Origin of the sequence: Streptomyces sennicomposti, from assembly GCF_019890635.1 — a bacterium.
Classification (GTDB): domain Bacteria; phylum Actinomycetota; class Actinomycetes; order Streptomycetales; family Streptomycetaceae; genus Streptomyces; species Streptomyces sennicomposti.
The window spans coordinates 156,945-171,911 of record NZ_JAIOAB010000003.1 but is presented as its reverse complement, the minus strand read 5'-3'; the positions used below and the strand labels follow the sequence as shown (position 1 = coordinate 171,911).

General features: G+C 70.9%; 10 protein-coding genes. 3 read left to right on the top strand and 7 right to left on the bottom strand.

All coding sequences use genetic code 11. From position 1 onward, the window contains the following. Nucleotides 1–198: 198 nt before the first annotated feature. A complete protein-coding gene (gene arc, locus K7787_RS02865; RefSeq protein WP_009187740.1) occupies nt 199–1,965 on the bottom strand; it encodes a proteasome ATPase in 1,767 nt (588 codons plus the stop codon). A 243-nt stretch (nt 1,966–2,208) separates the two neighbouring features. Here arc and K7787_RS02860 point away from each other — a divergent pair, with 243 nt between their 5' ends. Continuing rightward, nucleotides 2,209–2,514 (top strand): ferredoxin, encoded by a 306-nt coding sequence (locus tag K7787_RS02860; RefSeq protein WP_223000392.1) that lies wholly within the window; start codon nt 2,209–2,211, stop codon nt 2,512–2,514. Between the two features lie 69 nt (nt 2,515–2,583). On the opposite strand, the gene K7787_RS02855 is transcribed toward K7787_RS02860, so the two are convergent. From K7787_RS02855 to K7787_RS02845, 3 genes are all read right to left on the bottom strand, one after another. Next, complete coding sequence (locus K7787_RS02855) at nt 2,584–3,162, bottom strand: hypothetical protein (protein WP_223000391.1); 579 nt, start codon at nt 3,160–3,162, stop codon at nt 2,584–2,586. Between the two features lie 211 nt (nt 3,163–3,373). Then, nucleotides 3,374–4,276: a tRNA (adenine-N1)-methyltransferase gene (locus tag K7787_RS02850; protein ID WP_009187743.1), complete on the bottom strand. Its 903-nt coding sequence runs from the start codon at nt 4,274–4,276 to the stop codon at nt 3,374–3,376. Between the two features lie 121 nt (nt 4,277–4,397). Continuing rightward, nucleotides 4,398–5,981, bottom strand: coding sequence for a site-2 protease family protein (locus tag K7787_RS02845; protein WP_223000390.1), 1,584 nt, complete (start codon nt 5,979–5,981; stop codon nt 4,398–4,400). A gap of 175 nt (nt 5,982–6,156) precedes the next feature. On the opposite strand from K7787_RS02845, the gene K7787_RS02840 reads away from it, so the two are divergent. Together K7787_RS02840 and K7787_RS02835 are read left to right on the top strand one after the other, a co-directional pair. Next, nucleotides 6,157–7,314, top strand: coding sequence for a RecB family exonuclease (locus tag K7787_RS02840; RefSeq protein WP_223000389.1), 1,158 nt, complete (start codon nt 6,157–6,159; stop codon nt 7,312–7,314). A gap of 22 nt (nt 7,315–7,336) precedes the next feature. After that, a complete protein-coding gene (locus tag K7787_RS02835) occupies nt 7,337–8,008 on the top strand; it encodes a response regulator (protein ID WP_019986146.1) in 672 nt (223 codons plus the stop codon). Nucleotides 8,009–8,123: 115 nt separating this feature from the next. On the opposite strand, the gene K7787_RS02830 is transcribed toward K7787_RS02835, so the two are convergent. The 3 genes from K7787_RS02830 to metH all read right to left on the bottom strand — a co-directional run bounded on the left by K7787_RS02830 (nt 8,124) and on the right by metH (nt 14,696). Beyond that, a complete protein-coding gene (locus K7787_RS02830; RefSeq protein ID WP_164388077.1) occupies nt 8,124–9,728 on the bottom strand; it encodes an ABC transporter substrate-binding protein in 1,605 nt (534 codons plus the stop codon). 421 nt (nt 9,729–10,149) lie between these two features. Then, nucleotides 10,150–10,851, bottom strand: coding sequence for an HAD family hydrolase (locus K7787_RS02825; RefSeq protein ID WP_009187748.1), 702 nt, complete (start codon nt 10,849–10,851; stop codon nt 10,150–10,152). A 326-nt stretch (nt 10,852–11,177) separates the two neighbouring features. After that, a complete protein-coding gene (metH, locus tag K7787_RS02820) occupies nt 11,178–14,696 on the bottom strand; it encodes a methionine synthase (RefSeq protein ID WP_223000388.1) in 3,519 nt (1,172 codons plus the stop codon). Nucleotides 14,697–14,967: the final 271 nt, after the last annotated feature.

The following is a 14,967-nucleotide window of genomic DNA, read 5'->3' as shown; positions in this document are numbered from 1 at the left end:
GCGGCGCTCAAGTACCGCTGATGCTCGGGTGCCTGTGCGGTGCCCGTCCCCGCACTGCGCGACCCGGCGGTACGAAAGAGCCTAGAACGCCTCTGCGCTGGTGGGGAGATCATTTGCGTCATTGCCTGCTCCATGCGTGGCCCTGGAAAACAGGTCGGCTGCGGGTACCCGCCGTGGGAACCCGCAGCCGCCCCGGTTTTACAGGTACTGACCGGTGTTCGCCACCGTGTCGATGGAGCGTCCGGTGTCCGCGCCCTGCTTTCCGGTGATCAGGGTGCGGATGTAGACGATCCGCTCGCCCTTCTTTCCGGAGATCCGGGCCCAGTCGTCCGGGTTGGTGGTGTTGGGCAGGTCCTCGTTCTCCTTGAACTCGTCCACGCAGGCCTGGAGGAGGTGGGAGACGCGCAGGCCCTTCTGGTTCTTCTCCAGGAAGTCCTTGATCGCCATTTTCTTGGCCCGGCCCACGATGTTCTCGATCATGGCGCCGGAATTGAAGTCCTTGAAGTAGAGGACTTCCTTGTCGCCGTTGGCGTAGGTGACCTCCAGGAAGCGGTTCTCCTCGGATTCGGCGTACATCTGCTCGACCGCGGTCTGGATCATGGCCTGGACCGTGGCGTCCTTCTCGCCGCCGTGCTCCGAGAGGTCGTCCGCGTGCAGCGGGAGGCGCTCGGTGAGGTACTTCGCGAAGATGTCCTTGGCCGCCTCGGCGTCGGGACGTTCGATCTTGATCTTCACGTCGAGCCGGCCGGGGCGCAGGATGGCGGGGTCGATCATGTCCTCGCGGTTGGAGGCGCCGATCACGACCACGTTCTGCAGGCCCTCCACGCCGTCGATCTCGGCGAGGAGCTGCGGGACGATGGTGTTCTCCACGTCCGAGCTGACGCCGGAGCCGCGGGTGCGGAAGAGGGATTCCATCTCGTCGAAGAAGACGATGACGGGGGTGCCCTCGCTGGCCTTCTCCCGGGCGCGCTGGAAGACGAGGCGGATCTGCCGCTCGGTCTCGCCGACGTACTTGTTCAGCAGCTCGGGGCCCTTGATGTTGAGGAAGAAGCTCTTGCCGGCGGCCTGGCCGGTGACCTCGGCGACCTTCTTGGCCAGCGAGTTCGCGACGGCCTTGGCGATGAGCGTCTTGCCGCATCCGGGGGGTCCGTAGAGCAGGACGCCCTTGGGCGGGCGCAGTTCGTGCTCCTTGAAGAGGTCCGGGTAGAGGTAGGGCAGCTCGACGGCGTCCCGGATCATCTCGATCTGGTTGCCGAGGCCGCCGATCTGCTCGTAGCCGATGTCGGGCACCTCTTCGAGGACGAGTTCCTCGACCTCGCTCTTGGGCACGACCTCGTAGACGTAGCCGGACCTGGGTTCGAGCAGCAGGGCGTCGCCGGCGCGGATGGTGACGTCCAGCAGCGGCTCGGCGAGCCGTACCACCCGTTCCTCGTCGGTGTGCCCGATCACCAGGGCGCGCTCGCCGTCCTCGAGGATCTCCTTGAGGGTGACGATGTCGCCGACGCGCTCGAACTGCATGGCGTCGACCACGTTGAGCGCTTCGTTGAGCATCACTTCCTGGCCGCGCCGGAGCTCGTCGAGTTCGACGCTGGGGCTGACGTTCACCCTCAGCTTGCGGCCGCCGGTGAAGATGTCGGCCGTGCCGTCCTCGTTGGCCTGCAGGAAGACGCCGAAGCCGGCGGGCGGCTGGGCCAGCCGGTCGACCTCTTCCTTGAGGGCCACGATCTGGTCGCGGGCCTCGCGGAGCGTGTTCGCCAGTCGTTCGTTCTGCGCGGACACGCCGGCCAGATTGGTCTGCAGCTCGACGATCCGCTCTTCGAGAATCCTCGTGTGTCGCGGAGAGTCGGCGAGCTTGCGTCGCAGGACGGCGATCTCCTGCTCAAGGTAGGCGATCTGCCCGGCCGGGTCGTCGGACCCTCGTCCCGGGCGGATGCCGCGGTTCATGTCGTCGTCGTGGGCTGCCACGGTCCTCACCTCCTCCAAGGGGAGCTGGACGCTTCCAGACCCTACCTGGGTGGGTGTCGATTGAAACCCCTAGATCACAAAGACTGTCGGGGTGTGTCCGATCTTCACCCTTGCGCTCTCCCTCACGCCAGGGGAATACCCACCGAACGCGATTGGAAAGCCGTCAGAGGTAGGGTCGAGTCGTTCAACACCCGTCGGAGCTGGCCGGATTCCCGCGTGGTTCGACGTGACAGGGCAGGAGATGTGAGCGTGCAGCAGCAGACCGTGGACGGCGGCGAGGAGCTGGAGGTCTGGATCGACCAGGACCTGTGCACCGGTGACGGGATCTGCGCGCAGTACGCGCCGGAGGTGTTCGAGCTGGACATCGACGGTCTGGCCTATGTGAAGGGCGCGGACGACGAGCTGCTGCAGGCCAGGGGGGCGACAACGCCCGTGCCGCTGCCGCTTCTCACGGACGTGGTGGACTCGGCGCGGGAGTGTCCCGGCGAGTGCATCCATGTGCGGCGTGTTTCGGACAGGGTGGAAGTGTACGGGCCTGACGCGGAGTGATCGCACGGGCGCCTGTCGTCACTGCTGTCTGATTTCTCACACGCGTGGCGGGCAAGGGACTCGGATGCCTCAGATACTGCGGGCCTGGGCGGGAGCGGAACGGACGAACGCGCCGTTCTTCCACTGCCATTTCGCGCCCTCCTTGAGGTCGGGGCAGCAATTGGGCACGTCGGGCGAGGAGTAGCCGAGCAGGGTGGCGGTGATCCGGCTGGCGTGTACCGCGAAGTCGGTGACGGTGTACCGGTCCTTGGGGTCGACCAGGGTGGCCACCACGCGCGGGGCGGTCGCGCCGTGGGCCTGGGTGAGGACGTAGACGCCGTCGGGCGGGGTGCCCATGGAGGCGTCGCAGTGGACGACGGCCACGGTCTCGGGCCGGCCGTCGCCGTCGAGGTCCCCGGTGGCCTTCTTCGCGACGACCGCTTTGACGGGGCCGCACTCGAGGGGGAAGGTCACTCCGGTGGTGCTGGGCGGGGCGACGGCGGCGGGGGCGCTCCGGGTTTCGCCGGGTCCGGACTGGGCGGCGGTGGCGGAGCCGGGCTGGAGGGCCGAGGAGAGGGCGATCACACCGGCTACGGCGGTCGCGGTGGCGACCCAGTGGATGGGGCGGGTGTGCGTGTGTGCCAGGTCCGGGACGGCGGAGTGCTGCACTAGGGCCTCTCATGAGGGCTGTGCCGGTGGGGTGGCCAGCATCGTGCCACACGTCACAGTGCGGGGGAACGGTGGGGTGGGTACCCGGTTCCGCTTTCCGCCGCGCGGGGCGGTGTCGTCCCGGTCAACGTGAGGGCGCCGTGGCGCAGTTCCCGGCCGGAGTCGGGAACTGCGCCACGGCGCCCGTTCGTTGTGTGCGGCGGGGGCAGCCTCAGCGGCCGGCGCCGCCGTCGGCGTTGGGGCCCTCGTAGTCCTCGCCGTAGGCGCCCTTGGCGGGGCGGCGGCGGCGCATGGGCGGCTCGACGCCGTCGGCGAGGCGCCGGGCGGTGAGCAGGAAGCCGGTGTGCCCGATCATGCGGTGGTCGGGGCGGACGGCCAGGCCCTCGATGTGCCAGTTGCGGATCATCGTCTCCCAGGCGGTCGGCTCGTTGAAGCAGCCGATCTCGCGGATGGACTCCACGGTCCGGGCGAGCTGGGTGGTGGTGGCGACGTAGCAGCACAGGATGCCGCCGGGGACGAGGGCCTTGGAGACGGCCTCCAGGCATTCCCACGGGGCGAGCATGTCGAGGATGACCCGGTCGACCTCGGTGTCGGACAGGTTGTCCTGGAGGTCGCCGACGGTGAGCTGCCAGGCGGGGTGCGGGCCGCCGAAGTAGCGCTCGACGTTGGCCTGGGCGATCTCGGCGAAGTCGGCACGGCGCTCGTAGCTGTGCAGCATGCCCTGGTCGCCGATGGCGCGCAGCAGGAAGCTGCTGAGCGAGCCGGAGCCGACGCCGGCCTCCACGACGCGGGCGCCGGGGAAGATGTCGGCGAAGGCGAGGATCTGCCCCGCGTCCTTGGGGTAGACGACGGCTGCCCCGCGGGGCATGGACAGGACGTAGTCGGGGAGCAGGGGACGCAGCGCGAGGTAGGCGACGTTGCCGGTGGTGCGGACAACGCTTCCCTCGGGTGCGCCGATCAGTTCGTCGTGCGGGAAGGAACCCTTGTGGGTGTGGAAGTTCTTCCCGGCCTCGAGCGTGAACGTGTAGTGGCGGCCCTTGGGGTCGGTCAGCTGTACCTGGTCCCCGACCTTGAAGGGCCCGCGACGGCGGGCGGCACCGGTCGGTTCGGACATGTGACCAGCCTACCGGCCCCGGGGAGGGCCGCCGACCACCGCTGCACGGCCGCCGCTTCGGGAGAGCGGTGCTCCGGTTTCGCGGGCACGGCGTCCGGGCGGGGCGGGGGCGCGGCCGGGTTCAGGAGGGGCGGGCCATGGCTTTGACGAAGGCGCGTTCCACGTCGGCGGCGGACAGTACGCCGTAGATTTCGCCGGTCTCCTCGACGACCAGGTACTCGGTGGCCGGGGTGGCGCGCAGGACGTCCAGGAGTTCCTCGCCGGCCAGCTCGGCGGAGACCCGCATGCCCTCGGTGAGGTCCTGGGCGAGTTCGCCGGCCGACACCCAGGGGCGGCGGTGCTCGGGCACGCCGACGATCGCGGACTCGCGGACGATGGCCAGGGGCTCGCCGTGGCCGTCCACGACGACGAGGGCGCGGGCGCCGGCGGCGTTGGCGCGGCGCAGCGCCTCGGCCAGGGAGGTGTTGGTCTCGACGGGTACCGCGCGGCGGGTGAGGGTGCGGGCGCGCAGTTCGGGGAGGTGTTCGCGCAGGCGGGCCATGCGCAGGCTGTTGCCGGCGCCGGTCCAGATGATCGCGGCGATGATGGCGGCGAGCAGGGCGTCGGTGACGGTGTCGACGCCGACGTTGCCCTCGGCGGCGTCGCCGAGGGCGCCGGACTGGCTGACCCAGGGCAGGCCGATGAGGACGGTGACGGCGAGGGCGCGGCCGACCCAGGCGGCGGCGACGGTGCCGCTCATGGGTTTGCCGGTGATCTTCCAGACGACGGCGCGCAGCATCCGGCCGCCGTCCAGGGGGAGGCCGGGCAGCAGGTTGAAGACGGCGACGATGAGGTTGGAGATCATCAGGGCGGCGAGCAGGACGCCGGGGACCGTGCCGCGTTCGACGGGTTGCAGGGCGAGGTAGAAGACGCCGCCGAGGACCAGGGAGAGCAGGGGTCCGACGAAGGCGAGGACGAATTCGCGGCCGGGGGTCTCGGCCTCTTTCTCGATCTCCGAGACGCCGCCGAAGAACTGGAGCTGGATGCGGCGGACGGGGAGTTTGAAGCGGAGGGCGGCGAGGGTGTGGGCGAGTTCGTGGACGAGGACGGAGCCGTAGAAGGCGACGGCGAAGAACAGGGACACCAGGTAGCGGGCGGCGCCCAGCTCGGGCAGGACGCGGTCGAGCTGGCCGCCGAACACCCAGGTGATGAGGGCGGCGACGAGGAACCAGCTGGGTGCGACGTAGACGGGGACGCCGAAGGGGCGGCCCATGAGGATGCCGCCGCCGGGTTCCCTGGGGCGGCGGGGCGGGCGGGGGCCGCCGGGGGCGGAGTGTGCGTGGGCGCGGTCGGGGTGGGCGTCGGAGCCCGGAGCGGCGCCGGTGCCCGGGTCGGCGCCGTGGGCGCCGGTTCCGGCCGGGGGGTGCTGAGGGGGTGGGGGCGGCGGGGGTGCGCCGCGCGTGCCGGGGCTGTCGTCGGCGTGGTCGCGGCCGGTGGGGTCGCCGCTGGGTTCGGGGGCGCTGCCGGGACGGTCGTCGCGGGAGGCCTTCGCGGTGTCCCCGGTCTTCGCGGTGTCCTCGGTCTTCGCGGTGTTTTCGGTCTTCTCGGTCTTCTGTCCGGGGGCCGGGGCCGTACGGGGCCCGTCCGGCGTCGTGGGGTCCGCCGGGGACTGCGCCGGCTCGTCGTTGCCGGACCGCGGCTGCCCGCTTCCGCCGCTCACGTCCACGGTGTCCCCTCGTTCGAAGCGCGTTTCCCGTGCCTGCCGGACGGGAGGTCTCGGGTCGATGGTATGCGGCGGCGGCGCGCGGTCCAGCCTGGCACCCCTGACATCTGCCCCGTCGGCGCGCAGGTCAGTCGGCACGAATGGGTCACTGTCGGTGGCTGGCCGTAGGGTCTGGGGCATGGAGACGAGCACGGAGGCCCCGACACCGGAGCCCGCACCGGACCGGACACCGGAGTCCGGCCCCACCCCGGCGACGGCCCCGGCGGTGCCGGCCCAGGCGACCGCCGCCCAGGCGTCCGCTGCCGAGCCGTCCGCCGCCTCGGCGACCGCCGGGCAGGCCGCCACCGCGCAGGCGGCGGACGGGTCGGCGGCGGGCGAGGCGGGCGGCGCGGACGTGACGGCGGCGGGCCAGGAGCCGGCGGCCGGGGCCGGCGGCGCGGACGCGGGCGTGGCGGCGCCGGACGGCGTGGCCTCCGGCGCGGTCCGGGCGGCCGTGCCGCCGGTCTCGTTGTCGCCCTCGCGTGCCGGGGACTTCATGCAGTGCCCGTTGCTGTACCGCTTCCGGGTGATCGACCGGCTGCCGGAGAAGCCGAGCGAGGCGGCGACGCGCGGCACCCTGGTGCACGCGGTGCTTGAGCGCCTGTTCGACGCGCCGGCCGCGGAGCGCACCCCGCCCCGGGCCAAGGCGCTGATCCCGGGTCAGTGGGACCGGCTGCGCGAGTCCCGGCCGGAGCTGGTGGAGTTGTTCGCCGACGACGCGGACGGCGAGCGGCTGGCGCGCTGGCTGTCGGAGGCGGAGCGGCTGGTGGAGCGCTGGTTCACGCTGGAGGACCCGTCCCGTCTGGAGCCGGCCGAGCGGGAGCTGTTCGTGGAGGCGGAGCTGGCCTCCGGGCTGAGGCTGCGCGGCATCATCGACCGGGTGGACGTCGCCCCGACGGGCGAGGTGCGGATCGTCGACTACAAGACGGGCAAGGCGCCCCGCCCCGAGTACGCCGAGGGCGCCCTGTTCCAGATGAAGTTCTACGCCCTGGTGGTGTGGCGGCTGAAGAAGGTCGTGCCGCGCCGGCTCCAGCTGGTGTACCTGGGCAGCGGCGACGTGCTGACGTACGACCCGGTCCCGGCCGATCTGGAGCGGATCGAGCGCAAGCTGCACGCGCTGTGGGAGGCGATCCGGCTGGCCACCGAGACGGGTGACTGGCGGCCGCGGCCCACCAAGCTGTGCGGCTGGTGCGACCACCGGGCGCACTGCCCGGAGTTCGGCGGCACTCCCCCGCCCTACCCGCTGCCCCTGGCACCGGCCGCGCCGCCGGTGCAGGGCAGAATGGGCGCGGACTAGGGAACCGGCGAAGGAGACTCACGTGGCCATCCGCGTCCTACTGGTCGACGACCAGCCACTGCTGCGCACCGGATTCCGGATGATCCTGGAGGCGGAGCGGGATCTCGCGGTCGTGGGCGAGGCCGGCGACGGTCTGCAGGCCCTGGACCAGGTGCGGGCGCTGCAGCCCGACGTGGTGCTGATGGACATCCGCATGCCGCGGATGGACGGCGTGGAGGCGACCCGGCAGATCACCGGTCCCGAGCGCGACGGCCCGGCGAAGGTGCTGGTGCTGACCACGTTCGATCTCGACGAGTACGTGGTGGAGGCGCTGCGCGCGGGGGCGAGCGGCTTCCTGCTGAAGGACGCTCCCGCCAACGAGCTGGTGCAGGCGATCCGCGTGGTGGCGGCGGGCGAGGCGATGCTCGCGCCGAGCATCACCCGCCGGCTGCTGGACAAGTACGCCACGCATCTGCCCTCGGGCGAGGAGCCGGTGCCGGACACTCTGCACACCCTCACGGAGCGTGAGGTGGAGGTGCTGAAGCTGGTGGCGCGCGGCCTGTCGAACGCGGAGATCGCGGCGGATCTGTTCGTCAGCGAGACGACCGTCAAGACGCATGTCGGGCATGTGCTGACGAAGCTGGGGCTGCGGGACCGGGTGCAGGCGGCGGTGTACGCGTACGAGAGCGGTCTGGTGCGGCCGGGCGCGCAGTAGCGGCCCGCACCGGTACGGCTCCTCGGCGACCGGCCGGTGCGACTGCCGACACGAGCGAGGGCGCCCCTCCCGGAGTTCCGGGAGGGGCGCCCTCGCTCGTACGGGTGATGCGGCGTCAGCTGCTCACGCCCCGGCCGAGCTGCCACAGCTGCAGCGTCGAGGAGGAGTTGAGGGCGTAGGCCGCGCCCGTGATGTCGTCGCGGGCCGCGATGTACTGCTTGCCCTGCCACAGCGGCAGCACCGGGACGTCGTCGGCGACGGCCTCCTGGATCTCCGTCAGGCTGCTGGAGGCGGAGAGCCGGTCGGCCTGGCGGCGGGACTGCGGGATCAGCTGGTTGCGGATCTTGGCGTTGTTGTAGGGCGAGTTGAGGAAGTTGCCCTTGTCGAGGAACGGCGCGAGGAAGTTGTCGGCGTCCGGGAAGTCGGGGAACCAGCCCATCCCGTAGACGTCGTAGGAGCCCTTCAGCTCGGCCGGGTGGAAGGTCTTCCACTCGGTGCCCTCGATGCTGACGTCGAACAGGCCGCTGGCGTTGAGCTGCTGCTGCAGGATCTGGAACTCCTGCTTGGACGCCGAGCCGTAGTGGTCGGTCGTGTAGTGCAGCGTGAGCTTCACCGGGGTGGTGATGCCGGCCTTCTTCAGCAGCGTGCGCGCCTTGCTGTCGCTGGGGTCGCCGTACTGGTTGAAGAAGGAGTTGGAGTGGCCGGTGACGGTGGCCGGGACCAGCGAGTACAGCGGCTCGGCCTGGGTGCCGTAGACCTTGGCGACCAGCGCGCTGCGGTTGATGATCTGCGCCATGGCCTGGCGGACGGCCTTGTCCTCGACGCTGGCCGCGTCGGTGTTGAAGCCGAGGTAGCGGATCTCCAGGCCGGGCATCTCGACGAGGTCGATGTTGCCGCCGGAGTCGTTGGAGAGCTTCTTGATCTGCTCGGGTGACATGGTGCGGGTCATGACGTCGATGTCGCCCTTGTCCAGGGCGGCTCCCATGGCGTCGGCGTCCGCGAAGGAGCGGATCTGCACCTTGTCGTTGTTGAGCTGCAGCGTCCCCTTGTACTTGGGGTTCTTGGTGAAGACGGCGTCGACCATCTCGTCGTTCTTGACGTCCGCCTTCATCGTGTACGGGCCGGAGCCGTCCACCTCGAAGCCGTCGCGCAGCTTGTTCTTCTCGTAGTTCTTGGGGTTGACGATGCCCGCGACGGGCGTCGTCAGCTTGTACGGGAAGGTGGCGTCGGCGGTGTTGAGGTGGAAGATGACCTCGCGGTCGCCCTGCGTCTCGACCGTGTCGACGGTGGAGAGCAGGCCGGCGACCTGGGTGTCGGCGTTGATGGCGCGGGCGCGGTCGATGGAGTACTTCACGTCCGCGGCGGTGACCTTGTCGCCGTTGGCGAACTCCAGGCCGTCACGCAGGGTGCAGGCGTAGCGCTCGTTGCCGGTGTCGGTGAAGCCGCACTTCTCGGCCGCCTCGGGGACGGGGTCGCCGTCGCCCTTGGGCTGGATCATCAGGGTCTGCACGGTCTGGCGCAGGATGTTCCAGGTGCCGACGTCGTAGGCGAAGGCCGGGTCGAGGGGGGCCGGTGCGTCCTCGGAGGCGGTGAACCGGTCCGTGGTGCCGACGACGATGGCGTCACCGCTGTCGCTTCCGCTGTCGGACCCGCCGCACGCGGCGAGTACCGGCGCGAGCAGGCCGACGACGGCCGGCAGCACCAAAGTCTTGCGGTTCATGCTCGGGTTTCTCCAGGGCTGTCAGGTCCGTGTACCCGGCGTGCTGAGGGTGTGTCGCGGCGGATCACGGGGTTGGTTCGATGTACTCGCGACGAGATTAGTCCGCGCCCGCGCGGCGGCTCCCGGCCGCCGGAGGCGGGGTGCCATCACACAGCGGAACCGGGTGTGGACACACCGAAAACGCGCCAGTGGAAGGATTCGTGCAGCGTCTCACCAAACGGGACACAAGGGCACGCGCCCCCCGCCGGAAAGGGGGCCGGAAGCACATCCACCCCTTCCTGTCGACCCTAATTCAAGTGATGAACGTCACCTCGACAACTCTGCGCAGCCGTAGCGGAATTCAGCCGTCCGGCGCGTTTCGCGTGTTTTCCGGGGCGCGCCGGAGGGGCGGTCCGGCACACCCCGTACGCCCTGCGGCCGGCTAACACGTGTGCGTCATCAGGCCGTGCAGGAAGGGCAGGTCCACCTCTTCCAGCGAGGTGACGACCGTGCGCCGGTGGGCGGGGGCGATGGGGGCGATGGATGGCACGGCGACCACATGGCAGCCGGCCGCCTCGGCCGCGGCGACGCCGGTCGCGGTGTCCTCGACGACCGCGCACCGGGCCGGGTCCACGCCCAGGCGGGTGGCGGCCAGCAGATACGGGTCGGGGTGCGGCTTGGTGCGGGCCACCTCGTCGCCGGCGACGGACAGGGCGAAGTGCTGGGGGCCGAGCGCGGCCAGGACGCGGTCGATGATGCGCCGGTGGGAGGCGGAGACCAGGGCGGTGGGGATCTGGTGCGCCGACAGCTCGGACAGCAGGCGCGCGGCGCCCGGCATCAGCGGCACGGCGCCCCCGATGCGCTCCTCGAAGCCCTGGTTGAGCAGCACGGTCAGCTCGGCGAGGGTGACGGCGGCGCCGGTGGCCTCGATCAGGAAGCCGGCGCTGCGGGTCATGGGACCGCCGACGACGACGTGTCTCCAGGCCTCGTCCAGGGTGTGTCCGAGAGCGGCGAACACCGCGACCTCGACCTCCCACCAGAAGCCCTCCGTGTCCACCAGGGTGCCGTCCATGTCGAGGAGCACGGCCTGGAGAGCTGAGCCTTCCGGGTACCGGGTTCCGAGCGCGGGGACCGTACTGGTCATCCGGGCGCACCTCCTTGAGGGACGAGCAGGCCGGTTCCCGCGCGGGGAACCGGCCTGCAGTGGACCGACCAGTGTACGACGTGATCGGTACGAACGGCTCAGGGACGACGCGAGGCGCCTCCGCGTACCCCCGTTCGCCGGACGCGGAACGGGGGTGGGCGGACACCGGGCGGCCAGGGCACCATGAGCGCCGTGGCCCGGCTCGCGCGCCGGACGGTGGGCGTCATGGCCGGACGCCGGACGGGAAGAGCGCACGTCGTCTGGTGCCCGAGGCCGGGCGGCGGGCGACGGACCTCGTGATCCGGCGCGCCGCCTCCCGGAGTGCTTCAGCGGGCGTTGAAGTACTTGGCCTCGGGGTGGTGGATGACGATCGCGTCCGTGGACTGCTCCGGGTGGAGCTGGAACTCCTCGGAGAGGTGGACGCCGATGCGCTCCGGCTGGAGCAGGTCGGCGATCTTCGCGCGGTCCTCCAGGTCGGGGCAGGCGCCGTAGCCGAGGGAGAAGCGCGCACCCCGGTACTTCAGGGCGAACATGTCCTCCACGTCGGCCGGGTCCTCGCCGCCGAAGCCCAGTTCGGCGCGGACGCGGGCGTGCCAGTACTCGGCGAGGGCCTCGGCCAGCTGCACGGACAGGCCGTGCAGCTCCAGGTACTCCCGGTAGGCGTCGGAGGCGAACAGGCGGGCGGTCTCCTCGCCGATGCGGGAGCCGACGGTGACGACCTGGAAGCCGACGACGTCCCTCTCGCCGGACTCCTCCGGGCGGAAGAAGTCGGCCAGGCACAGCCGCCGGCCGCGGCGCTGGCGCGGGAAGGTGAACCGGGTGCGCTCGTTGCCCCGCTCGTCCAGGACGATCAGGTCGTCGTCCTTGGACACGCACGGGAAGTAGCCGTAGACGACGGCGGCTTCCAGCAGGTTCTCGGTGTGCAGGCGGTCCAGCAGGCCGCGCAGCCGGGGCCGGCCCTCGGTCTCCACCAGCTCCTCGTAGGTCGGCCCGTCGCCGGTGCGGGCCTGCTTGAGCCCCCACTGGCCCTTGAACAGCGCGCCTTCGTCCAGCCAGCTCGCGTACTCCTTGAGCTGGATGCCCTTGATCACCCGGGTGCCCCAGAACGGCGGCTCGGGGACCGGGTTGTCGGTGGCCACGTCGGAGCGGACGTGGCCCTCCTCGGGGCGCTGCTCCTCGACCTGGACGGCGGCCGTGGAGCGCACGCGGCGCTGCTTCAGCTCGGGCAGCTTGGCGCCGGGCACGCCCCGTTTGACGCCGATGAGGGCGTCCATCAGGCGCAGTCCCTCGAAGGCGTCGCGGGCGTAGCGGACCTCGCCCTCGTAGATCTCGTGCAGGTCCTGCTCGACGTAGGCGCGGGTGAGGGCGGCGCCGCCGAGGATCACCGGGTAGGTGGCGGCCAGTCCGCGCTGGTTCAGCTCCTCCAGGTTCTCCTTCATGATCACCGTGGACTTCACCAGCAGTCCGGACATGCCGATCACGTCGGCCTTGTGCTCGTCGGCGGCCTCCAGGATCGCGGAGACGGGCTGCTTGATGCCGAGGTTGACGACGTTGTAGCCGTTGTTGGACAGGATGATGTCGACGAGGTTCTTGCCGATGTCGTGCACGTCGCCGCGCACGGTGGCGAGCACGATGGTGCCCTTGCCGGCCTCGTCGGACTTCTCCATGTGCGGTTCGAGGTGGGCGACGGCGGTCTTCATCACCTCGGCGGACTGCAGGACGAACGGCAGCTGCATCTGGCCGGAGCCGAACAGTTCGCCGACGACCTTCATGCCGTCCAGCAGGGTGTCGTTGACGATGTCGAGCGCCGGGCGCTGGGTCAGCGCCTCGTCCAGGTCGGCCTCCAGGCCGTTCTTCTCGCCGTCGATGATGCGCCGCTTGAGGCGCTCGTCCAGCGGGAGGGCGGCCAGTTCCTCGGCCTTGCCGGCCTTCAGGGACTTCGCCGTGGCGCCCTCGAACAGCTGCATGAGCTTCTGCAGCGGGTCGTAGCCCTCGCGGCGGCGGTCGTAGATCAGGTCGAGGGCGGTGGTGACCTGCTCCTCGTCGAAGCGGGCGATGGGCAGGATCTTGGAGGCGTGCACGATCGCCGAGTCCAGGCCGGCCTTGACGCACTCGTCCAGGAAGACGGAGTTCAATAGGATCCGGGCGGCCGGGTTGAGGCCGAAGGAGATGTTCGACAGGCCCAGCGTGGTCTGCACCTTCGGGTGGCGCCGCTTCAGCTCGCGGATGCCCTCGATGGTGGCGATGCCGTCCTTGCGGGACTCCTCCTGGCCGGTGCAGATGGTGAAGGTCAGGCAGTCCACGAGGATGTCCTCCTCGTGGATGCCCCAGTTGCCGGTGAGGTCGTCGATCAGCCGTTCGGCGATCTCCACCTTCTTCTCGGCGGTGCGGGCCTGGCCCTCCTCGTCGATGGTGAGCGCGATCAGCGCCGCGCCGTGCTCGCGGGCCAGCGCGGTGACCTTCGCGAACCGGGACTCGGGGCCGTCGCCGTCCTCGTAGTTCACGGAGTTGATCACGGCCCGGCCGCCGAGCTTCTCCAGGCCGGCCCGGATCACCTCGACCTCGGTGGAGTCCAGCACGATCGGCAGCGTGGAGGCGGTGGCGAAGCGGCCGGCCAGTTCCGCCATGTCGGCGACGCCGTCCCGGCCGACGTAGTCCACGCACAGGTCGAGCATGTGCGCGCCCTCGCGGATCTGGTCGCGGGCCATCTCCACGCAGTCGTCCCAGCGGCCCTCCAGCATGGCCTCGCGGAACTTCTTGGAGCCGTTGGCGTTGGTGCGTTCGCCGATCGCCAGGTAGGAGGTGTCCTGGCGGAAGGGGACCGTCTGGTAGAGGGAGGCGGCGCCCGGCTCGGGGCGCGGGTCGCGCTCCACCGGGGCCACGTCGCGCACCCGCTCCACGAGCTGGCGCAGGTGTTCGGGCGTGGTGCCGCAGCAGCCGCCGACCAGGGACAGGCCGTAGTCGCGGACGAAGTTCTCCTGCGCGTCCGCCAGGCCCTCGGGGTCGAGCGGGAAGTGCGCGCCGTCCTTGGTGAGGATGGGCAGGCCGGCGTTGGGCATGCACAGCAGCGGGATGCGGGAGTGCCGGGTGAGGTAGCGCAGGTGCTCGCTCATCTCGGCGGGGCCGGTCGAGCAGTTCAGGCCGATCATGTCGATGCCGAGCGGCTCCAGGGCGGTGAGCGCCGCGCCGATCTCCGAGCCGAGGAGCATGGTGCCGGTGGTCTCGAACGCCATCGACACCAGCAGCGGCACGTCCGCCCCGGTGGCCTCCATGGCGCGCCGGGCGCCGAGGACCGAGGCCTTGGTCTGGAGCAGGTCCTGCGTGGTCTCCACGATCAGCGCGTCGGCGCCGCCGGCCAGCAGGCCCTCGGCGTTGGCCTGGTAGCCGTCCCGGATGGTGGGGTAGCCGACGTGGCCGAGGGTGGGCAGCTTGGTGCCGGGGCCGATGGAGCCGAGCACCCAGCGGGTGCGGCCGTCGCGGCCCGTGTACTCGTCGGCCAGTTCCCGGGCGAGGCGGGCGCCGGCCTCGGACAGTTCGTGCACCCGGTCGGCGATCTCGTACTCGGAGGCCGCGGTGTGGTTGGCGCCGAAGGTGTTGGTCTCCACGCAGTCGACGCCCGCGTCGAAGTAGGCGGCGTGCACCGAGCGCACGATGTCGGGCCGGGTGACGTTCAGGATCTCGTTGCAGCCCTCTAGGTTCTGGAAGTCCTCGAGGGTGGGGTCCTGGGCCTGGAGCATGGTGCCCATCGCTCCGTCGGCGACCACCACTCGGGTGGCGAGCGCCTCGCGGAGGGCGGACACACGGGTCCGGCTGTCGGCGGAAGGGGACGGCGGCAACGAGGCCATGAAGGGGCTCCCTTAGGTGCGACGGCTGTCGGCTTTGCGTCTTCCCCGGGCGGCTGCGCGCGCTCGGCGCGGAGCTGTCCGGGGACGGTGCACGCCGCAAGCGTAGCGGGGGCCGGGCCCTGATGTTCAGGGCGTCCACGGGGCGGACGAGGATGGCACCCGCGTCACGTCGAGGCGACGGACGACGTAACAGGTGTCGACCGACCATTAGCGGTGAGTCGGCATCGACCGGTAGTGTTCGACATTGCCGAACGGCGGTAGACGAGATCAC

What these genes read in the sequence shown, in the direction of transcription:
- K7787_RS02850 (WP_009187743.1), bottom strand. Translation starts at nt 4,276, where the DNA reads ATGTCCGAACCGACCGGTGCCGCCCGCCGTCGCGGGCCCTTCAAGGTC.
- K7787_RS02840 (WP_223000389.1), top strand. Translation starts at nt 6,157, where the DNA reads ATGGAGACGAGCACGGAGGCCCCGACACCGGAGCCCGCACCGGACCGG.
- K7787_RS02830 (WP_164388077.1), bottom strand. Translation starts at nt 9,728, where the DNA reads ATGAACCGCAAGACTTTGGTGCTGCCGGCCGTCGTCGGCCTGCTCGCG.
- K7787_RS02825 (WP_009187748.1), bottom strand. Translation starts at nt 10,851, where the DNA reads ATGACCAGTACGGTCCCCGCGCTCGGAACCCGGTACCCGGAAGGCTCA.
- metH (WP_223000388.1), bottom strand. Translation starts at nt 14,696, where the DNA reads ATGGCCTCGTTGCCGCCGTCCCCTTCCGCCGACAGCCGGACCCGTGTG.